Annotated in this window: 20 protein-coding genes; 12 read left to right on the top strand and 8 right to left on the bottom strand. The window is 70.8% G+C overall.

Annotation, left to right across the window (positions count from 1 at the left end; translation table 11 throughout):
- Positions 1–57: 57 nt before the first annotated feature.
- Complete coding sequence (locus SAVERM_RS06095; protein ID WP_010982559.1) at positions 58–1,014, bottom strand: LysR family transcriptional regulator ArgP; 957 nt, start codon at positions 1,012–1,014, stop codon at positions 58–60.
- 66 nt (positions 1,015–1,080) lie between these two features.
- On the opposite strand from SAVERM_RS06095, the gene SAVERM_RS06090 reads away from it, so the two are divergent.
- The 4 genes from SAVERM_RS06090 (at position 1,081) to SAVERM_RS06075 (ending at position 5,417) form a co-directional block, all read left to right on the top strand.
- The gene (locus SAVERM_RS06090) at positions 1,081–1,692 is read left to right on the top strand and encodes a LysE/ArgO family amino acid transporter (RefSeq protein ID WP_010982558.1); all 612 of its coding nucleotides are present in this window, start codon (positions 1,081–1,083) and stop codon (positions 1,690–1,692) included.
- A gap of 67 nt (positions 1,693–1,759) precedes the next feature.
- Entirely contained in the window at positions 1,760–3,106 is a 1,347-nt protein-coding gene (locus SAVERM_RS06085; RefSeq protein ID WP_010982557.1) for an MFS transporter, read from the top strand.
- 379 nt (positions 3,107–3,485) lie between these two features.
- Positions 3,486–3,857 carry a DUF6479 family protein gene (locus SAVERM_RS06080; protein WP_037650210.1) on the top strand — a complete coding sequence of 124 codons (372 nt, stop codon included), beginning with the start codon at positions 3,486–3,488 and terminating at the stop codon, positions 3,855–3,857.
- A gap of 195 nt (positions 3,858–4,052) precedes the next feature.
- Entirely contained in the window at positions 4,053–5,417 is a 1,365-nt protein-coding gene (locus SAVERM_RS06075; RefSeq protein WP_010982555.1) for a M1 family metallopeptidase, read from the top strand.
- Positions 5,418–5,437: 20 nt separating this feature from the next.
- Here the strand turns inward: SAVERM_RS06075 and SAVERM_RS06070 are convergent, their stop codons facing one another.
- From SAVERM_RS06070 to SAVERM_RS06060, 3 genes are all read right to left on the bottom strand, one after another.
- Positions 5,438–7,177: a glycosyltransferase family 39 protein gene (locus tag SAVERM_RS06070; RefSeq protein WP_010982554.1), complete on the bottom strand. Its 1,740-nt coding sequence runs from the start codon at positions 7,175–7,177 to the stop codon at positions 5,438–5,440.
- Positions 7,178–7,302: 125 nt separating this feature from the next.
- Positions 7,303–8,712: a glycoside hydrolase family 43 protein gene (locus SAVERM_RS06065; protein ID WP_010982553.1), complete on the bottom strand. Its 1,410-nt coding sequence runs from the start codon at positions 8,710–8,712 to the stop codon at positions 7,303–7,305.
- A gap of 323 nt (positions 8,713–9,035) precedes the next feature.
- Positions 9,036–9,536, bottom strand: coding sequence for a hypothetical protein (locus SAVERM_RS06060; RefSeq protein ID WP_037650212.1), 501 nt, complete (start codon positions 9,534–9,536; stop codon positions 9,036–9,038).
- Between the two features lie 256 nt (positions 9,537–9,792).
- On the opposite strand from SAVERM_RS06060, the gene SAVERM_RS06055 reads away from it, so the two are divergent.
- Complete coding sequence (locus tag SAVERM_RS06055; RefSeq protein ID WP_010982551.1) at positions 9,793–10,323, top strand: hypothetical protein; 531 nt, start codon at positions 9,793–9,795, stop codon at positions 10,321–10,323.
- Between the two features lie 3 nt (positions 10,324–10,326).
- Here SAVERM_RS06055 and SAVERM_RS06050 read toward each other — a convergent pair whose 3' ends face one another.
- Complete coding sequence (locus SAVERM_RS06050; protein ID WP_037650214.1) at positions 10,327–11,277, bottom strand: TauD/TfdA dioxygenase family protein; 951 nt, start codon at positions 11,275–11,277, stop codon at positions 10,327–10,329.
- Positions 11,278–11,437: 160 nt separating this feature from the next.
- On the opposite strand from SAVERM_RS06050, the gene SAVERM_RS06045 reads away from it, so the two are divergent.
- The gene (locus SAVERM_RS06045) at positions 11,438–12,268 is read left to right on the top strand and encodes a M55 family metallopeptidase (RefSeq protein WP_010982549.1); all 831 of its coding nucleotides are present in this window, start codon (positions 11,438–11,440) and stop codon (positions 12,266–12,268) included.
- Positions 12,269–12,591: 323 nt separating this feature from the next.
- Here the strand turns inward: SAVERM_RS06045 and SAVERM_RS06040 are convergent, their stop codons facing one another.
- Both SAVERM_RS06040 and SAVERM_RS06035 read right to left on the bottom strand, forming a co-directional pair.
- A complete protein-coding gene (locus SAVERM_RS06040; RefSeq protein WP_010982548.1) occupies positions 12,592–12,888 on the bottom strand; it encodes a hypothetical protein in 297 nt (98 codons plus the stop codon).
- Between the two features lie 205 nt (positions 12,889–13,093).
- Positions 13,094–13,489 carry a hypothetical protein gene (locus SAVERM_RS06035; protein ID WP_010982547.1) on the bottom strand — a complete coding sequence of 132 codons (396 nt, stop codon included), beginning with the start codon at positions 13,487–13,489 and terminating at the stop codon, positions 13,094–13,096.
- A gap of 231 nt (positions 13,490–13,720) precedes the next feature.
- Here SAVERM_RS06035 and SAVERM_RS06030 point away from each other — a divergent pair, with 231 nt between their 5' ends.
- The 4 genes from SAVERM_RS06030 to SAVERM_RS06015 all read left to right on the top strand — a co-directional run bounded on the left by SAVERM_RS06030 (position 13,721) and on the right by SAVERM_RS06015 (position 17,224).
- Entirely contained in the window at positions 13,721–13,936 is a 216-nt protein-coding gene (locus SAVERM_RS06030) for a hypothetical protein (protein ID WP_171033253.1), read from the top strand.
- Positions 13,937–14,178: 242 nt separating this feature from the next.
- Positions 14,179–14,397, top strand: coding sequence for a hypothetical protein (locus tag SAVERM_RS06025; protein ID WP_037650216.1), 219 nt, complete (start codon positions 14,179–14,181; stop codon positions 14,395–14,397).
- Between the two features lie 81 nt (positions 14,398–14,478).
- A complete protein-coding gene (locus SAVERM_RS06020) occupies positions 14,479–16,239 on the top strand; it encodes a membrane protein (RefSeq protein ID WP_010982544.1) in 1,761 nt (586 codons plus the stop codon).
- Between the two features lie 310 nt (positions 16,240–16,549).
- Positions 16,550–17,224, top strand: a complete 675-nt coding sequence (locus tag SAVERM_RS06015) for a hypothetical protein (RefSeq protein WP_037650222.1) — start codon at positions 16,550–16,552, stop codon at positions 17,222–17,224.
- A 74-nt stretch (positions 17,225–17,298) separates the two neighbouring features.
- Here SAVERM_RS06015 and SAVERM_RS06010 read toward each other — a convergent pair whose 3' ends face one another.
- Positions 17,299–19,224 carry an AMP-dependent synthetase/ligase gene (locus SAVERM_RS06010; RefSeq protein WP_010982542.1) on the bottom strand — a complete coding sequence of 642 codons (1,926 nt, stop codon included), beginning with the start codon at positions 19,222–19,224 and terminating at the stop codon, positions 17,299–17,301.
- Positions 19,225–19,691: 467 nt separating this feature from the next.
- On the opposite strand from SAVERM_RS06010, the gene SAVERM_RS46035 reads away from it, so the two are divergent.
- Positions 19,692–20,012 carry an ATP-binding protein gene (locus SAVERM_RS46035; RefSeq protein WP_237528720.1) on the top strand — a complete coding sequence of 107 codons (321 nt, stop codon included), beginning with the start codon at positions 19,692–19,694 and terminating at the stop codon, positions 20,010–20,012.
- Between the two features lie 64 nt (positions 20,013–20,076).
- Entirely contained in the window at positions 20,077–20,247 is a 171-nt protein-coding gene (locus SAVERM_RS42685) for a hypothetical protein (RefSeq protein ID WP_154696720.1), read from the top strand.
- Positions 20,248–20,482: the final 235 nt, after the last annotated feature.

Raw genomic sequence — 20,482 nt, 5'->3', positions numbered from 1 at the left:
CTCCGCGCACGGCAGTCGGGCGGTGTTGGTGCGGTGCTCGCGGGACTGCGCGGGCGTTCATCCCCGGCCGGTGACGGCGGAGGTGACGTGCGGCCATTGGCTCCCGCCGTCGAGGGCCGCGGCGGCCGCGGAAGCCACCGCCTCCGCCACGGCCGACAGCGCGGGGGAGTCGAGCTTCCACTGCTGCCAGTACAGCGGTACGTCGATGGGCCGGTCCGTGGCGAGGTGCACGAGCCGCCCCGCCCGCAGGAGCGGCTCTGCCTGCACCTGCGGCACCATGCCCCAGCCCATCCCGGCGGCGACCGCGTCGACAAATCCCTCCGACGTCGGCACGAAGTGCCGCAGCGCGCTCGCGCCGCCCCGACCACGCCGAAGCCCCCGTACAAAGCCGTCCTGAAGGTCGTCGCGCCGGTCGAAGCACACCACGGGCGCGTCTGCGAGCACCTGCCGCAGCGGCACGTCCGGCCGGTCACCGAGCCACCGCGCGGCGAAGCCCGGGCCGGCCACCGCCATGTACCGCATCCGCCCGAGACTTTGTACGGAGCAGCCGGTCACCGGGTCCGGCGACGAGGTCACCGCGGCCATCACCAGGCCCTCGCGCAGCAGCGCGGCCGTGTGGTCCTGGTCCTCGCGGCGCAGTTCGTAGGACAGCCGCAGTTCCTCGGGCACGCGGGCCAGCGCCGGGAGGAACCACGTGGCCAGTGAATCGGAGTTCACCGCGATCGACAGCCGGGTCGGCTCCTCGGAACCGGTCATGCCGAGTTCGGCGCGGGCGTCGAGTTCGAGGCGGGCCAGCCGGCGCGCGAACCGCACGACGGCCTCGCCCGACTCGGTCGGACGTACCGGCTTCGTCCGCATCAGCAGCACCCGCCCCGTGCGCCGCTCCAGAGCCTTGACCCGTTGGCTGACCGCCGAAGGAGTCACATGCAGGGCGCTCGCGGCGGCGTCGAACGTGCCCTCGTCCACCACGGCGAGCAGGGTGCGTACCAGGTCGAGAGGGAGCTCCGCCATCACGAGCGCTAATGATACGTAAGAATCTTTAGCTGTACTGTCGGCGGTGCTTTTTCTAGCGTCGAGGTCATGACCAACGCCCTGACCACCGCCGCCGCCGGATTCGGCACCGGCCTCTCCCTCATCGTCGCCATCGGCGCCCAGAACGCCTTCGTCCTGCGCCAGGGCATCCGCCGCGACGCCGTGCTCGCGGTGGTGGGGATCTGCGCCCTGTCCGACGCGTTGCTCATCGCGCTCGGCGTCGGCGGTGTGGGCGCGGTCGTGGTGGCCTGGCCCCGGGCGCTGACGGCGGTCGCGCTGGTCGGCGGCGCGTTCCTGCTGGTCTACGGCGCCCTGGCGGCGCGCCGGGTGTTCCGTCCGGCGGGCCTGCGGGCGGAGGGCGCGCCGGAGGGCTCCCGCAGACGCGCCGTACTCACCTGCCTGGCCCTCACCTGGCTCAACCCGCACGTCTACCTCGACACCGTCTTCCTCCTCGGCTCGATCGCGGCCGACCGCGGCTCACTGCGCTGGACCTTCGGTCTCGGCGCGGCCCTCGCGAGCCTGTGCTGGTTCGCCGCCCTCGGCTTCGGCTCACGGCTGCTCGGCCGCTTCCTGGCGCGCCCGTCGGCATGGCGGGTGCTGGACGCCCTGGTGGCCGCGACGATGCTCACGATGGGCGCCACCCTGATCGCCGGCGTCTGAACTCCCGTCCACCCGCCCGATGTCGGCCCGGTGCGGGTGGGCGATAGTGAACCCTGACACCAGAAGGATGTATCGAGCAACCAGGAACTCCGTGGACACGAGTGAGAGCAGCACCGACGACAGCACCGGCCCAGACACCGCGGCGCCCAGCGTGCCCCCGGCACCGGCGCGAGGGGCCCGCCCGGGCTGGCGCCGCTGGGCGATGGACACCAGGCCGCTGCGGCGCCCCGCCTACCGCCGCCTGTGGTCCTCGACCATCGTCACCTCCGTCGGCAGCCAGCTCACCGCCGTCGCCGTGCCCAAGCAGATCTACGACATCACCGGCTCGTCGGCATGGGTGGGCTACGCCAGCCTCGCCGGCCTCCTCCCGCTCGTCGTCTTCGCCCTGTGGGGCGGCGCGATCGCCGACAGCATGGACCGCCGCAAGCTGCTCCTGATCACCAACTCCGGCATAGCCGTCACCTCCCTGCTGTTCTGGACCCAGGCCGTCACCGGGGTCGACTCGGTGTTCGTCCTGATGGCGCTGCTCGCCCTCCAGCAGGCCTTCTTCGGCCTCAACTCCCCGGCCCGCACCGCCTCCATCGCCCGGCTGGTCCCCGCGGACGAACTGCCCGCGGCGAACGCCCTCGGCTCCACCGTCATGCAGACGGGCCTGGTGGCAGGACCGCTCCTGGCCGGCGCCCTCATCCCCGTCATCGGCCTGTCCGAGCTCTATCTGCTCGACGCCCTGGCCCTGTGCGCCACGGTGTGGGCGGTCGTACGGCTCCCCGCGCTGCCGCCCCTGACGACCCCGGCGTCCGGCCGCGCCGGCTGGCGGGCGATAGCCGAGGGCTTCCGCTACATCTCGCTGCACAAGGTCCTGCTGCTCTCCTTCCTCGCCGACATCATCGCGATGGTCCTCGGCATGCCCCGGGCCCTGTTCCCGCAGCTCGCCGCGCAGACGTACGCGCCCTACGGGGAGGGCCTCGCGCTCGGCCTGCTGTTCGCGGCGATCCCCATCGGTGCCGTGGCCGGCGGCCTGATGTCGGGCACGTTCTCGCGCGCCCGCAGGCACGGCCTCATGGTGATCGCGGCCGTCGTCGCCTGGGGCGCCGCGGTCACCGGCTTCGGCCTGAGTACGAACCTCTGGATCGCGGTGGCCTTCCTCGCCGCCGCCGGAGTCGCCGACATGGTCTCGATGGTCTTCCGCGGTGCCATCCTGCTGTCGGCGGTCACCGACGAGATGCGCGGCCGCATGCAGGGCGTGTTCACCGTCGTGGTCGCGGGCGGCCCACGCCTCGCCGACGTTCTGCACGGCACCGCGGGCTCGGTCTTCGGGGCGCGCGCGGCCGTCGCGGGCGGTGGACTCCTGGTCGTCGTCGCCACCCTGGCCCTGGCCTTCGCCACACCGGCCCTGCGCACCTACCGGATCTGACGACAGGGTCTGGCGCCGTACCGTCCGCCGGCCAGGCCGGCGGACGCGGACCGGCCCGAGTGACGTCGCGGAGCCTGGTTGTACCGGTACCAGGACCGGTGGTCCTGCTCCCAGGAGAGGCCTGGCCCGCCGGGCCCCCGTGACGCAGGGTGGCTTCATGAACACTGTGAAGCCTCCGCGCGTCCGCATCCGAGTGACCCCGCTGCGTTCGCTCGCGGGACGGACGTACACACCCCGTTCGTCCACCGCGTCGCACCCGGACGCGGGCCGCCGACGGGCCCGTGGGGTGGCACCGGCCCGGTATCGCCCACCGAACCTCATAAATGAATCTCGCGGATGTTTTTGCTTATCGGCATTTATTTACGGGTATTGAGTGCATATGAACACGGCGAGCTATGAACTACTGGCCGCGTCGAGTGATGTACTCAACGTGTTTGCCGCTTTTGTTGGCGGTCTGGTGATCGCCGGCGGACTGATCTGGGCCGTCCGGCTCGGCATATCGGTGCGCCGTACGGAATCGGACCGGCCTCGCTCGGACGAGCAGCCCAAGCTCCCCGAATCCGGTGCAGTACACGAAATGCGTGAGATGCGGGAACCCGACGAAGTGCCGCACGCGGCGGTCGAGAGTGAACGGCTCATGCCGTACGAGCTGCACCACGCAGGAAGCAAACGGCGAGAGGACCAGAATCGACGGCGCTGGGATCCCGGCTCCAGCGGCTCGTTCGGCAGCGGGGGGCTGGGCCACACCTGACCCCGGGCCGGAGGAGACGGTCAAACCCATAGACGCGACTAGACACGACATAATTTGACCGGATCGAGGTAATTCCGGGGACGAGCGGGCCCATAAGCTTTCGCGAGTGATCATCGTCAACTCGTGGGAGCGAACGTGAGGCCAGCCCGCCGACAGGCCGTCAGACGTGCAACCGTCCTTCGTCGGGAAGCCGTGGTGGCGACCGTCCCCGTGGCGCTCGCGGCGCTGCTGGCGGCCGCGGGCCCGGCGGCGGCCGGCACCGTGGGCTCGTCCGGAGCAGGAGACCCGTACTTCCCCCTCGCGGGCAACGGCGGCTACGACGTGCGCCACTACGGCCTGAGCCTCGGCTACGACCCGAGCACCGGCCACCTCGACGGAAAGGCGGTCATCACCGCCCGGGCCACCCAGCGCCTCACCCGTCTCGACCTCGACCTCTCGGGCCTGAAGGTCACCGGCATCACGGTCGACCACACCAAGGCCGCCTTCCGGCGCGACGGCCAGGAACTCGTCGTCACCCCGCGCCACGCCCTGCACCGCCGGCAGGAATTCCGCGTCACCGTCACCTACCAGGGCAAGCCCAAACCGGTCACCGACCCCGACGGCTCGCTCGACGGCTGGATCCCCACCGACGACGGCGCGTTCGTCGCGGGGGAGCCCCAGGGCGCGATGACCTGGTTCCCCGCGAACAACCACCCCAGCGACAAGGCGTCGTACGACATCACCATCACGGTGCCCAAGGGGCGCACCGCCGTCTCCAACGGCGTCCTTCTGGGACAGCGGACCGCCCACGGCCGTACGACCTTCCGCTGGCGTCAGTCCGAGCCGATGGCCGCCTATCTGGCCACCGCGACGGTCGGCACGTTCAAGGTCGAGCGGTACACGACCCCGGACGGCCTGAAGGTCTACAACGCCGTCGACCCGCGCGAGGCGACCGCGGCAACACCGGTGCTCAAGAAGCTGCCCTCCGTGCTCGCCTGGGAGAGCGGCGTTTTCGGCCCGTACCCCTACAAGGCCGCCGGTGCCGTCGTCGACCGTGCCCCGAACGTCGGCTACGCGCTGGAGACCCAGACCCGCCCGGTGTACGACAGCGCCCCCGATCTGAGCACCCTCGTCCACGAAAGCGCCCACCAGTGGTTCGGCGACTCCGTCACACTGACCCGCTGGCGGGACATCTGGCTCAACGAGGGTTTCGCGACATACGCCGAGTGGCTCTACGCCGAACAGCACGGCGGCAGGACCGCTCAGCAGATCTTCGACGCCCTGTACGCGTCCCCGGCGGGCGACGACCTGTGGGCGTTCCCGCCCGCCGACCCCGGCAGCGGAGCCCATATCTTCGAAACTCCCGTCTACGCCCGTGGCGCCATGGCCCTGCAGAAGCTCCGCACGGCGGTCGGCGACAAGACCTTCTTCCGCGTCCTGCGCACCTGGGCCACCGACCACCGGGGCGGCCACGGAACGACGGCCGAGTTCACCCGGTTGGCGGAGCGGCTCTCCGGCAAGGACCTCGACCAGTTGTTCCACACGTGGATCGGTACGGCGGGCAAGCCGTCCTCTCCCTGACGCGGGGACCGCCGCTCGTCCTACTTCCGGCGGAAGACCGTGATGGAGTGTCCGACCTCGTCGATCGCCTCGCTGCTGTCGATCAGCCGCGCGAACCGGCCCTCGGCCTTGGCGATCGACGAGTCCGACACGACGAGCAGCCCGTGCACCCGGCCGGGCGCCACCTTGCGCGGGTCGGAGGCGGTGATGCCGTACGCGGCGGGCACACCGCTGCCCTTGTACACGAGCCAGACCTTCTCGCCGGGATACCGCTGCCGCAGCCGGTCGGCCAGCCGCCCGAGGTCCTGGCCCCAGTCGACGTTCGAGTCGTGCAGCCGCAGATGGGTCTCGGCGGGCCCGCCGAACGCCTCGTTGGAGTACGGCAGATACAAGGGAAACGTCCGCACCGAACTGACGGCGACGAACCCGACCAGCACCGCCACCGCGAGATGTGCCCACCACCGCCGCAGGGCGAGTACGCAGGCGGCGGCGACCGCGAGGAACACCGGCATGAACAGGGCGTAGCGCACGCCGAGATCACGTGAGCCGGTCATGGCCGCGGCCAGCAGGACGGCGGGCGGAAGGACCACGTACCCCGCCGCCGCCCGCAGCCGCGGCACCGCCGCCATGACGCCGACGCCCGCCAGCCACAGGCCCAGCATGCCCAGCGGCGTCTTCACGATCAGCGCGGCGGGCAGGTAGTACCACAGGGAGCCGGAGTAGAGCCGGCCGAACAGGAAGCCGTGCCAGGTCGCGTTCTCGAAGCCGAACTGGACGCGCATCCCGTCCCGGTACGCCTCCGGGAACGGCAGCCACTCGACGAGCAGCCCACGCAGGCCGTGCACCGTCGGCACATGCCCGGACGCGGTCCACCGCAGCCGTGGATCGACGACGAGATAGGTGGCCCACACGACCACCACCGCGACCAGCGCCACACCGGCGGCCACCGCCGCGGCCCGGCCCGCGAGCCGCGCCCGCTCCCGTGGCTCGGGGCCGTCGGTCCGCCGGGCGCACCAGAACGACCACCCGGCAAGACACATCAGCACCGGAACCACCGGCAGGGTGCTCATCTTCGTCGCCAGGGCGGCGCCCGTCGCCAGCCCGGCGAGCGGCAGATACGGCAGCGGCCGGCGCCGCGCCCGCCACACCAGCCAGGCCGCCGTCAGCACGAACCCGGCGGCGGGCACGTCGAGCGTGGCCAGCGACCCGTGCGCGACGACATCGGGCGAGAACGCGTACAGCGCGAGCGCCGCCAGCCCGCCCACGGCGCCGACGAGATCACGCGCGAACGCGAAGACCACGAGACCGAGGAGCAGCGTCACGACGATCACCGGCAGCCGCGCCCAGAACATGACCCGCCAGGGGTCGTTGCCGGACTCGTACAGCAGATGCCGTCCCAGCTCGCCCTGGTCGCCCACGAACCCCGGCGCGAGATGGGGCCGGGCGACCGCCATCCCGGTCGCGATGATGAGCTTGCCGAGCGGCGGGTGCTCGGGGTTGTAACGCAGGCTGTGCTGTTGCACGTAGACCACGGCCGTGCCCGCGTACACCGGCTCGTCGATGGTGGGCGTCTGTTCCACCGCCGTGGTGATCATCGCGACCGCCATCTGGGCCAGCAACGCGGCCACCGCGCACACCAGCAGCCACCGCCGGTACCGCCGCAGCCGCCGGCCAAGGCCCGCCGGCCTCCGGGAATCGTCCTCCCCGCTCGCCGGCGGGACCGGGCCGATCGGATCCCGGACCGCCGTGTGCTCGCCGCTGTCGGCCATGAATGCAGGCATGTCCTTTGCTACGTCCGTACGGCACGAGCTTGCTCAACGCCCGCACGTCGCATCGCCGGCTCGCGCCGGCGACGAAGGTCACCTTCGAGGCCGGGCGGGCGGCGACCGCCTGGCCGGAAGAGGGCTCAGGCCCAGGCGGTGACCGGGTTGAAGGAGCTGTCCTGGCGGAACTGGTCGGTGCCGTCCGTGGGGTCCACGCGCAGCTGGTAGTTGTAGTGGCGCAGATAGTAGCCCGGGTAGTTGTACGACTCGAAGCGGACGGAGCCGGCGGCCGTGCCCGTTCGCGCGACGTACGTGGCGTCCTTGGCGAACGTCGGCGTTCCGTCGTCGGCGTCGAAGCGGGCACGGTAGTCGTAGTGGCGCAGATAGTTTCCGGCCGCGTCCCGGAAGGAGTACCCGCCGGCGTCGGCGAGGCCCGCCACGACCGTGAACGCCGACGCCGCCTTCTCCGCGCTGCTGGCGGCGGAGCTCACCACGGGCAGGTTGAGCAGGGAGGACTGCTCCTGCCAGTAGCGGGTCGGGTAGTTGACGGACTGGAAGGAGCGGCTGACGCCGGTGGAGAGGCTGACACCGCCGGAGACCGTCTCCTTGACGACGGTGAAGTGACGTGCGGTGCCCGAGATGCCGGCCAGTGCCTTCGGCGCGGTCCAGGTGGCGAAGGTGTCGTAGCTGTCGCTGAAGTAGTAGGTGCCGTCGCCGTAGCCGTCGAAGAAGATCCGCCACCCGCCGTTGTCGAGCCGCACCACCGAGGGGCCCTCGCGATAGCTGCCCCAGCCCGCCCAGTCGCCGGTCCTGCTGATCGTGTACGGGCCCGTGAGGCTGGTGGCGGTGGCGTACTCGATGTACTTGGCCGTCTCGTTCTTGGTGAAGGCGTGATAGGTGGAGCCGATCTTCACGATGTACGTGTCGATGTGGTTGGCGCCGATGCCGGACAGGGCCACGGGCGCGGACCACGAGGTGAGCCCGGTGTTGGTGGCCTTGAGCAGATACGGGGTGAAGATCCACTCGTTGTCGGTGGCCGAGCAGGACACGATGACGTTCACGCTGCCGTCGCTGTCGACGAACCACTCGGGCGCCCACGCGCGGGACAGGTTCGTGAGGGGGACGGTGTGGTCGTACAGGAAGGTCCAGTTCACCCGGTCGGAGCTGCGCGCGAACCCGATGGTGGTGCTGACGTCCTGCCAGGTGTGCGTGGTGTAGGTGAGGTAGTAGTAGCCGTTGGTGTGCTTGAAGACACTGGCGTCGCGGATCCGGTTGCTCGGCGGGGTGTACGCGGTGGCCTTGAGCAGCCGGAAGTCGGTGGCGTCGTCGGACTGATAGACGTTCACGACGCCGTCGTCGCTGTTGAGGAACGGCACGATGGTGTACCGCGTGGCATACCCCTTCGACGGCGCCGCCGCGGCCGCCGAACCCACCGCCCCCGGCATTTCGCCCCACACGAGCGCCGTGGCGGGCAGCGCGAGCAGGGCCCGCAGTATCCCGCGCCGCGACGGCGCCGGCGGGTCGGACGGTATGCCTCTGTCTTCTACGGTCACTTGCGGCTCTCCTCGATCCGGGCGAATCTGGCCCACGCCGTGTCTTTCGCCGTACGACCCGTCCCATGGGGTGCACGATCGAGCGCGAGTGTGCGGCGCGCAATTCCCTTGCGTCAATAGCCTGTCGGCAATTCGAGGCCATTCACAGGATGCGCTGCCGACCTGGCATTACAGGCGTTCGGCCAGTCGAATGCAATCCCGTTCGGCGGGTCGAATTGTTCGACCCGCCGGACGCATGAAGCGCGCGAATAGCGAAGGAAAGGGAAGGAGTCGGCAAGGCTGCCGAGAAATCCCGGACGAATACCGGGGGCGTACCGCCCGGATCAGGGGCGGGCGTACTGCCGGCGTACGACGGAAGCGAGTTGCGCGACCGCTTCCTCGGCACGCGCGCGGTCGGCCTCGTCGAGAACGGCGAGCGCGTCGGCGGCGGCCTCCCGGACGAGCCTGGGCACCTCCTCCAGCGCGGCCATCCGGTAGGCGACGGTACGGCGTGCGGCACGCTCCTCGGGTGTCACCCCCGTGGGTCCCGTATGCGGAAACACGGCGGCTTCGTAGGCGGTCACGTGCAGGAGGACGCCGTGCGCGATTCCCTCGGCGTATCCGCGGACCCCGGCCTCCCGCTGCGCCGCGGCGAAGTGGGCCAGCGCACGCCGGCGCACGAGGAGCGTGGCGAGCAGACCGGCCACGCCCGCGCAGGCGGCCGCGACGAGGGCGGCCTTCGCGCCACCGAAGAGCGCGCCGATGAGAGCTCCGGAGGCGGTGAGGAGGCAGACCAGCCCACAGACGAGCAGCAGCAGGGCACGCGCGGGTGTGATCGGGGCCATGCCCGGAATTCTGCCAGCCACCGCCGGTCCGGCGGGCGGCGCCCCGTGGTTCACGGGCGGTGACGAGCGGCACCGGTGAGCGTGATGTGCAACACGTCCCCAAACGCCGCCTTCACCCCCTGGCGGGGATCGTGGCTGCGCACGGCTTGATCGCTGATCAAGCGGGGTGAATTCACCGACCACGACATGTTCGGTTCATTTGACACCTTGTTGCGCGCGCGGATAGGAAGCATCCGCTGAAGTGGAGAGGTGAACCGTGCGCGAGCCCAACGTGATCGGCGACTGGCAGGAGTACGAGGACGAGTACGCCGGCCTGCGCGTCCGCGTCCACGGCTTGGAGGAAGCGGAGCCTCCGCGGGGCCGTGACGACGCTGCCGAAGGGCTGACCTACTTCCGCTTCCGGGTGACCGTCGAGAACCGCGCGAGCGAACCCGTCGACATCCACTTCGAAGACGGCCAGCTCGACATCCGCACCGGCCCCGACGGCGTGAGCGCGTTCCTCGACTGGCGCAACTCGCAGTTCATCGAGGGGTTCGACCTCTACCCGCTGCGCCGCGCCACCGCTGTCCTGTACGCCGCCGGCGCGGACACCTCGCTGACCCGGGTGGACATCCAGATCCACCTCAAGGCGGACGACGAGTGGACCGGCCGGTACCTGTGGTCGGGCGACATGTCCCTGCCCGTGGGCTCGGCAGAGTCGGGCGTACGGTGCGAGGGCGCCGTGGAGAGCCTGGTCGGCCAGGTCAGCAATTTCCTGCGCGAAGAAGCGGAACAGGGACCCGGCTGAGCCTCACCAGCGCTCCGGCTCGGTGCCGGCGATCGGTGCCGACGGTTTGCCGTCCACACCGACCGGGATGTCACCGGCGAGCATCACGCGGTGCATGACCCGGGGGTGGTCGAGGTGGGCCGTGTCGCTCGGGGCCAGATGGATGGTGGCCCGGTTGTCCCAGAAGGCGACGCTCCCCGGCTCCCAGCGGAACCGCACGGTGTACTCGGGCCGGGTCGCCTCGCCCAGCAGCATGTCGAGGAGCGCGCGGCTCTCCGTACGGGACACGTCCTGGATCTGCTCCACGTAGTAGCCGTTGACGAACAGCACGCGCTCGCCGGTCTCCGGGTGCACCCGTACGAGTGGATGCTCCGACGCGGTCTGATGGTCCAGCAGATGCCGTACGTACGCGTCGTCGCCGGGCCGCGCCTGATACCCGACCCCCAGCCGGTGCTCGGCGCGCAGGCCGTCGACGAAGTCGCGTACCGGCTTCGAGAGACCGGCGTAGGCGGCCGCCAGATTGGACCAGGTCGTGTCACCGCCGTAGGGCGGCACGGTCTCGGCACGCAGGACGGTGGCGGCCGGCGGGTCGATCCGGGCACCGTGGTCGCAGTGCCAGCCCCGCAGCAGCGAATGGCGGCGCCGCCGCAGCCACTCGGCGTGGTCCATGCCGTACCGCTCACCCAGTTCCAGCCGGTCGGCCGTCGTCTCGACCTCGGGGAAGTCCGGGGGCGACGCACTGCCGCGCGACCTGAGGGAGACCGGCTCGCCGAACCGCCGCGCGAACGCGACATGGGAGGTGTGATCCAGCCGCTGTTCCCGGAAGAACACCACCTTCCAGCGCAGCACCGCCGCCCGGATCTCGGCGACCACCGAGTCGTCCATGGGCCCTGCCAGGTCGACTCCCCTGATCTCGGCGCCGATGTGTCCCGCGACGGGCTTCACTTCGACCCGTGCGTCCCTGCCCGTCGTCATGCGGTCTCCGTTGTCGTACGTCCGGACTCCCCGGGGTCATCATCGCCGCTGTGCCCTCCGTACGACAGCCCACGCGCTGATCGCGGCCGGCGTTCGCCCGAGGGAACCGCACGCCGGGCGCCCGGCGTCTCCGAATGATCAACCTTGAGGAGCGCGCGACGTGCGGATCCACATCAGTGCGGACATGGAAGGCATCACCGGACTCGTCGGCGCCGACGACGTCCAGCCCGGCGGGCGGGACTACGAGCGGGGGCGCTCGATGATGGCCGAGGACGTCAACGCCGCCGTCCGTGGCGCGGTCGCGGCCGGTGCCACCGACATCGTCGTCAATGACGCGCACGGCCCCATGCGCAATCTGCTGCCCGAGGCCCTGCACCCGGCGGCCCGCCTCATCCGCGGCAGGCCCAAGCAGATGGGCATGCTCGAAGGCCTCACCCGCGAACACGACGCCATGATCTGTGTCGGCTACCACGCGCGGGCCGGTGCGCTCGGCGTGCTGAGCCACAGCTTCATGGGGCACGAGATCGAGGACATGTGGCTGGACGGCCGGCCCGTGGGCGAGATCGGGCTCGCCCAGGCCACCGCGGCGACGCTCGGCGTGCCGCTGGTGGCACTCACCGGAGACGACGCCGCCTGCGCGGAGGCCACCGCGTGGGACGACTCGATCACCACCGTCCCCGTGAAGTACGCACATGATCGCTTCGCCGCGGAACTCCGCCCGGCCGCGGAGGCGCGCCAGGCCATCGAGGAAGCGGTCACCGCCGCTCTCTCCGCGGTACCGGAAGCACCCTTGGTGCCCGCGAACCCGCGTACCCTCACCGTCCGTTGGCAGTCGGCATCCGTCGCCTCCACCCTGCTGGGCATCCCAGGAGTCACCACCCCGGACAGCCGAACAGCGGAGGCACACGGCGAACTCCCCGCGCTGTACCGGCTCTTCGGCGTATGGATGCGGGTGGCGGCGTCGCTGGGCAATCAACCGCCCTACTGCTGAACATCGCGCCGCAGCCGTCAGTCTCCGCGATGTCGCCAGTACCAGAAGACTCCGATCACGAGCACGCAGAGAAAAGCGAGCGGCAGGATCAGGCCGGGGACGCGGGCCGCAGTCATGGGGCGGTCCGGTCGGTAGCGGGCGTGCGTGGGGTCGCGGTCGTTGCCATCGCCGACTTTCTTCCGGAGGGCAAGCGGGAGCGACACGCCTGGCGAGCAGGTGGGTCGATGATGATCGTGCACCTGCGCAGGGGGTTCTGACCAGCGTGTCGACCGCTGGACTTGTGTACGACGCAAGGCGGCACGTCTCGTCGGATGCGACGGGTGTCAGTCCCGGTAGACCGTCATGACGGCGCCGTTGACCTCGATGCGCTGGGGAGTGGGGCCCTCGCCGCGGCGGAGCGTGGTCAGGCACTGTTCGAAGAGGGCGAGTTCTCCCTCGGTGAGCACGGCCGCGGCGAGGTCGAGCAGTTCGCCTATGGACGCGTCCGTGAGATTTGCGGGCAACTCGCCGGAGAGCAGGACGACGGACTCTCCCGTCGGTCCTTTGACGATGGCGGTGGTGGGGCCGCCGTGTACGAAGAGCAATTGTTCCCCCCAGATGACCCGGGGCGTGCGGCTCACGGGCCCCAGGCAGGAGGAGAGACTAGCTGCGGATCATGCCTGTATGGGCGGGAGTGACTTCTTTTTGGGGGAGTGGTAGGAGGGGAGGCGGTGAGTCCGGGTGCTGCCGTGCTGGTCCGCCGGGGGCGCGCGCCCGCGACACCTTCCGCCCGCGGCTGCGGGGCTCGGGGCACGGCGGGGCGTCGTGTGCGGACGGGTGCGGGTGTCAGGACGTGCCGGGGGCGCGGTTGAGCAGTGACTCGACGAGGGCGGCGACATGGCGGCGGTCGTCGGACGAGAGCCGCTGGAGGCTGGCGATGAGCACCTCCACGTCAGGGTCGGCGGAGGTGCCGCCGGCCGCTCTCGGGGGCTCGGCTCCGGCGGCGTAGAGGTGGATGCCACAGGCCTCCGCGGCGGCCTGGCGGATGGCCCCCAGGGGCAGCCCGAGGCCCAGCGCGAGGCCTTCGAGGGTGGCCGGCTGGGGCATCCGCGCCATGTGGTCGGTGGTGGCCAGGTGATGGACGGTGGAACGCGGGATGTTGCCGCGGCGGGCGACCTCGCCGTAGGACCAGCGCTCGCTGTCCAGCCTGTCACGGATGATCTGCTGCAGTGCGTTGGCCACCGATGGTCACTTCCTGCTCGCCGCCGGGCGGAACTCTTCCGCGTCGGATCATTCTAGGGGCGTGTCGGGTGACTCTCGGAAGGAGTTGCCCCGAACCGCTTGCGTCACGGCTGACCCGGCCCCTAGTGTCCAATCTCGTTGGACAGCACGTCCGACGGAGTTGGACATGATCCGGGGGGACCTGACCGTGTCCGACGGGAACACTTCTCGATTCCTGAGGGGGAATTGATCATGATGGATCCTCGTGAGCTGGAAGCCGAGTCCGCGGAGCTGCTGCCGGGCCGTGAGGCGCTCGGCCGGCTGAAGTTCAGCTTCGGCAAGACGGTGAACGTCACCAAGCACGTCGCCAACGTCTCCGCGCACAACGAGTCGGCCGCGCTCAACAACCACTCGTCGTGGTCGGTGGCGGACTCGGGCGCCGCCCAGTCCATCAACATCGCCCACTGATCCGGTGCCGTACGGCTCCAGGGTCCTGGGATCGTACGGCACCCGGCACCACCGCGGCGACGCATCACCACACCTCCGCCCCGCCGCGGTGGTGCCCCACCTCCCGGGCAGTCCCGAGTTCGCTCGCATCGGTCTGACGATGTGTCACTCTCCCGGCTGCCTCTACCGCAATCAGCTGTCGGGCCCGCCACCCGCGCGCCCGACCGCCTCTGTCAACGATGGTCAATGTGAAAGGACACGCCATGAGCATGGACGCCAGTGAGCTGGAAGCCGAGTCCGCGGAGCTGCTGCCGGGCCGTGAGGCCCTGGGACGGCTGAAGTTCAGCTTCGGCAAGACGGTGAACGTCACCAAGCACGTCGCCAACGTCTCCGCGCACAACGAGTCGGCCGCGCTCAATGACCACTCGTCGTGGTCGGTGGCTCAGTCGCAGGCCGCCCAGTCGATCAACATCACTCAGTAACTCCCGTACGACGAGGGCACGTTCGGCGGACCGCGCGGGGCAAGGGCAGGCGCGGTCCGCATCGGGGGGAGGGAAGCGCACATGACGCTGCTGGGGGACAAGACCGCATCGCCGTACGACACCGGGACGCCGGTTCCGGGGCCGGGGGGCATGGCGGTGACGTACGAGCAGGTCGCGACGGGCGGCCTGCCCGTGGCCGGCCTGGAGAGGCCGGTGGTGCCGCGGCTGAGCGCGGGCCTCAAGCTGCACGGCGAGTACCAGGGATCGGGCTTCACCGAGCCCAAGTACATCGCCCGCCGGGGGGACGGGCAGGTGGTGCAGCTGTCGCGGCTGCTGCATCTGGTCGCGTCGTCGGTCGACGGCAGCCGCGACATCGAGACGATCGCCCACCGGGTGAGCGGCCGTTTCGGGCGTGAGGTCAGTGCGGACAACGTCCGCTATCTGATCGAGCAGAAGCTGGACCCGCTGGGCGTGACGGTCCCCGAGGGGCGGGAGGAGGAAGACATATCCGCGCCCCGGTCCGACCTGCTGCTGGCGCTCAAGGGCCACCGGGTCATCTTCAACGAACGCCGGGTGGCCACGATCGCCGGCGCCCTGGCGTGGCTGCACCGCCCGGTGGTCGTTCTGGCCGTCCTGGCGGGGATCGCCGTCCTGGACGTCTGGCTGTTCGCGTTCTTCGGCGCGATCACGCCCGTGCTGGAGGTGCTGGACCAGCCGGTCCTGCTGCTGGTCGTCTTCGTGCTGACCGTGGCCTCCCTGGTGTTCCACGAGTTCGGTCACGCCTCGGCCTGCCGCTACGGCGGCGCCCGCCCCGGGTGCATCGGCTGCGGCCTCTTCCTGATCTGGCCTTCCATGTACACGGACGTCACCGACGTCTACCGGATCGGGCGGGTCGGCCGACTGCGCACCGACCTGGGCGGGGTCTACTTCAACGTCGTCTTCATGCTGGCCATGGCCGGCGCCTACGCCCTCAGCGGCCAGGCCTTCTTTCTGGCCGCCGTGTACCTGGGGCACTTCGAGATCCTCGAACAGCTGATGCCTGCCGTACGGCTCGACGGCTACTACATCCTCGGCGATCTCGCCGGAGTCCCCGATCTCTACGGGAAGATCAAGCCGATCCTCCTCAGCCTGGTACCCGGCAGGACCGGCCGCAAGGCCCGCAAGGAGGTCGCGGCACTCAAGCGTTCGGCCCGGACCATCGTCGCCACCTGGGTGCTGACCATGGTTCCGCTGCTGCTCGGCGAACTCGGCTACGCGCTGTGGAACCTGCCCCGGATCGTTGCCACGATGACCCGCTCGCTGACCGAGCAACTGCTCGGTACCGGCGGCGCCTTCGCCCACGGCGAGATCGCCGCCGGGCTGGTCGGCGTCGTCGGCTGCGTGATGCTGCTGTGCCCGATGGCCGGCGTGGTCTATCTGTCCGTGAAACTCGGCGGACGCCTGTGGCGGGGCGCCGTGAAGTCCACGGCCGGGCGGCCCCGGCTGCGCGTCGCCCTGTGCGCCCTGAGCCTGGCCGCCCTGTCCGGGCTCGCCTACGCCTGGGTGTCCGGTATGACTCCCGAACCGCTGCCGAAGCGGCCCCCGATCGCGCCGATCCTCCAGCCCGGCGTGTCCACCTCCGCACCACCGGCCCGGCACGCGACCACACCCGGCCCGGACGACAACACCCCCGTCCGCGGCGTCCACCACGGCTCCGGCCGGCGCGGCCACGCCGGGCGGTTCGGCAGACCCGTCCGCCTCGGCGAGCCCGTCGGACTCCAGGAGCCCGCGGCCCAGCGCGTCGGGGACCGCGTCCGAGGAGACCGTCGGGAAGCCGACCGGCAGCCCGGCCGCGAGCGGTGAGCCGCCGGCCACCGTGCCCGCCGATCCCGGCTCGCCGTCGGCGCCCGTCTCGTCCCCGGCCGACAGTCCGTCCGCCCCGGTCAGTTCCAGTCCGTCGCCGGTCGAGTCGCCCAGCCCGGCCATTTCCTGATCCCGGCCCGGGCCGAGCACGCGCGGCGCCGCGCCGAACGGCGCGCGGCCGGCCCGGGCACCGTGGACCGGCCCCCGTTCCGGGGCGCGCCGTCCGGTCCCGTCCGCCCACTCGCGGGTGCCGTGCACCCCGGGCTCGGCGGCGATCCGTCCGCCGAAGTCACTCCAGCAGGAGATCCACGTGAACCACCATCGAAAGCCTCGTACCAGCTCCGTCTTCAGTCAACGCGCCGTCCGCGTGGGCCTGTTCGCCGCGGGGGCCGCCGGGATGGCGACCGCCGTGCCCGCGCAGGCCGCCACGGGGGTGCCACAGCACTCCGCGGTCGCCGCCGACCAGACGTTCAGCCGCGCCGACTTCCGCCACCACAGCCAGACCAAGGACTCCTTCACCGTGCGCCAGCTCGGCACGGTCAACGCCGCCACGGTCCGCAACCAGGCGAATGCCGTCGGCGTGGGCTGCTCGGTCGACGACCGCTGCCGCTCGGTGGCCCTGTCCTTCCAGATCGTCACCATGTCCGGCGACCAGACCCATCTCAACGCGGTCAACCGGGGCGACGCCGTCAACAAGCACTGCGACGGCTGCCAGACCCTGGCCGGCGCCTACCAGTTCGTCGTCTCCACCCCGCGCCCCTTCAGCCTGGACGCGCAGGCCCAGCGACAGCTCGCCGACATCCACCGGCGACTGGACGACCTGACCCGTTCGACGCTCCCGGCCACCGAGGTCAAGGCGCGGGCCGACGCGCTGGCCGGCGAGGTGAACACCGTGCTGCACGACGCGGTGGCGGGCGCGCCCAAGGGGGACGAGCGGCCCACCGTCACCGTCCATCGCCACCTGGACGGCTGGCCCGGCCACTGACGGACCCGGCCCGTGGCCGCCGCTCCCCGACCCGGGAAGGAGGGGGGCGGCGGCCACGTATGCGTGCCGTGCCGCTACCGGACCCGCCGGAACACGTCGTCCTCGTTCTCTTCGTGCTCTTCCCAGCTCACGGGTTCGTCCGAGAGGGACTTCACTCTCGTCCGCGCCGACGACTGGTACATGGCGTCGATCTCGGTGGCGTACCGGCGCACGATCACGTCCCTGCGCAGCTTCATGGAGGGCGTGAGCAATCCGTTGGCTGGGTCGAAGGGCTCCGGGAGGATGCGGAAGACGCGGATGGATTCGGAGCGCGAGACGAAGCTGTTGGCCGCGGCGACGGCCCGCGTGACCTCCTGCAGCACCGCGTTCTGCTCGCGTGCCTCCCGGCTCGGCGCGTCGGCCTGGGCGGCCACCATCGTGCGCCAGTGCGGCAGATAGTCGGGGTCCAGGGTGATCAAGGCGCCCACACAGGGCCGGTTCTCGCCGACGATCACGGCCTGGTGGATCAGCGGATGCACCCGAAGTCGCTCTTCGAGGACCGACGGCGCGACGCTCTTGCCGCTGCTCGTGACGATGGTGTCCTTCTTACGGCCCGTGATCGACAGATAGCCCTCGGAGTCGAGGCGGCCGAGGTCGCCGGTCGCGAGCCAGCCGTCGCGCAGGGACGCCCGGGTGCCCGGGATGTCGTTGACGTAGCCCTGGAACACCGATGGCCCGCGGACCAGGATCTCGCCGTCCTCGGCGACCTGGATGTCCGTGCCGGGCAGAGGCCGCCCCACGGTTCCGAACTTCTCCCGGCCCACGGGCTGGGCGGTGATGCCCCCGCTGGTCTCGGTCAGGCCGTAGCCGTCGTGGACCATGATCCCGATTCCCGCGTAGAAGAGGGTGAGTTCGCGGTTGAGGGGTGAGCCGCCCGAGACGGCTCCGCAGATCCTGCCGCCCAGCGAGTCGCGGAGTTTGCGGTACACAGCCCTTTCGTACAAGGCGTGTTGGAGCTTCAGGTCGAAGCCCGGCCCCGGCCCCGTCCCCAGCCGCTGCTGTTCGGCGGCTTCGGCGTAGTCCTGGGCCGTCCGCGCGGCCCGCTCGAACAACGTGCCCCGGCCCGTGCGCTCGGCCGCCGTGAGGAAGCTCTTGTAGATCTTCTCGAAGACGGAGGGCACGGCGTACAGATAGGTGGGGCGGAAGGACCGGAACGCGGCGGCCAGGGACTCCGCGCGCAGATCGGGCTCGTGCCCCATCAGCAGGCCGCCCCGCAGGCACAGGCCCTGGACCATGAGGCCGTACACATGGGAGAAGGGGAGGAAGGCGAGGACGGCCGGCTGCTCGCCGGGCGAGGCCGCGGTGTGCCGCCATCCGTCCAGCAGCGTGTCGCAGGTGCTGGCCAGACTGCGATGGCTCAGCGCGCACCCCCTGGGGTGTCCGCTCGTACCGGAGGTGTAGGCGATGACGGCGGTGGAGTCGGGCAGCACGATCCGGCGCAGCGAGTCGACCGTCGCGGCCGGCACCGGCCGGCCCCGCTCGACCAGTTCGTCCAGGGAGCCGGAGTCCAGCTGCCAGACGTGTCGCAGCCGGGGCAGCCCCGCGCACACCGACCCGACCGTCATGACGCCCTGTTCGTCCTCGACGAGCACCCCGACGCAGTCGGCGTCCTTGAGGATCCAGGCGACCTGTTCGTGCGACGAGTTCGGATAGAGGGGCACGATCTCGGCGCCCAGTGACCACAGCGCGCAGCTGAGCACGGTCCACTCGTAACGGGTGCGCGACATGATGGCCACTCGGTTGCCCGGGCGGATCCCGGACGCGATGAGTCCCCTGGCCAGGTCGACGACCTCGTCGCGCAACTGGGCCGCGCTCACCTGGGTCCAGGTGCCCGGGGAGTCGTGGGAGCGCCGGGCGATCTGCGGCAGTCCGGGATTGCCGAGCGCCGTCTCGAAGACGCTGTCGGCGAGCCCTCCCGTCATGACCGGCGTGGCCGACGGAGGGAGCCCGAAGTTGTGCATGACGGCCGCCCCCGATTTCTCCTTGCGATGTCGCCCTCCCCAGAGATCGACGGTGCTCGAATGTAGCTCACGTCGGCGCGGGTTGTGTCGTGAATCGACAAGTAGACGGCTCACCCGTCCGGCAGCGAGTGTTCGATATTTCGAACATGATTCGTGACCACGGCTTATACGGCTGTCCGGCTACGCGGCGGACGAGTGACCCGAGGGATGAGTGGCCATACTCCGGGGTGCCGAGGGTAGGCGGAAGAGGTAACGATCTACCTAGAAGGCAGCAAAACCTACCGTGTAAGGCGAATCACCCCATGGTCATCTCGCTCTGGCAGCAAGTATCGAAAGAACAGGCTCCGGGCAGGCATGCCACGCCACGTTGCCGCGTCACGTGGGAAGGCGGCACCGCGACCGCAGTGGAGGGGCGCACCGCGTCGTCGAATTTCCTGTCCGAGGTCCAAGAGGCCGATGGCACCCCCTTGCCGGACCGACTCGTCGGTGACATCCAGCTGGTCGTCAGTGAACTGGTCACCAACGCGATACGGCACGCCCCAGGCCCCTGTGGGTTGCAGGTGGAGCTGTCCGCGGACGGCCGTGCGGTACGCGTGGCCGTCTGGGACACGTCGAGCAAGATGCCGACTCCCCGGCCGCGGGACGCGTGCCGGATCGGCGGGCACGGGCTGGAGATCGTGCGCGCGGTCAGCCGGTCCGTCATCGTGCAGCCCGGTTCGCCCGGCAAACAGGTCACCGCGGAGATCGAGCTCCCGCAGCCGGCCCGCGGCGAGTCCGCTTCCTGGTAGCCGGCGGTCGCACGGCAGTGGCCGCTCGACGTTGCCCCGCTCAGCGCCGCCCGAATCATCTGGCATGACCGCCGCTCCCGCGCTTCCCGCTCCCGCCCTCGACGCCGCCGAACCGGAGGAGAACCGCGACCAGTTGTCGTCGGCGGTGTACGCGGGCGACGAATCCGCCGTCTCCGCCGTGGTCCGCGCCGCCTGCGCGGCGGTGCCGACGTCGAGATGGTGCTGCTCGACCTGATCGCTCCCGTGCAGACCAGGGTCGGGCCGGAGCGGGCCGGAACGCGCGCCGCAGTCCGCCTCACCGTCGCCCGGGAGCGGACATCCTCACCGCCCGGGGTGTCCCCGCCGGCTCCCTGCGCCCGGCTCTGGCCATCTTCACGGGGCTGCTCGAGGACTTCCCCCGGGGCCCGGCGTATCCTCGGCCGGGCGCTCGGCGCCCTGCGGACCCGCTCGGCAGCACTGAAGATCCCCGG

This window comes from Streptomyces avermitilis MA-4680 = NBRC 14893 (genome assembly GCF_000009765.2).
Lineage (GTDB): Bacteria > Actinomycetota > Actinomycetes > Streptomycetales > Streptomycetaceae > Streptomyces > Streptomyces avermitilis.
The sequence above is the reverse complement of the archived record's forward strand: the minus strand, read 5'-3'. Positions and strand labels throughout refer to the sequence as shown.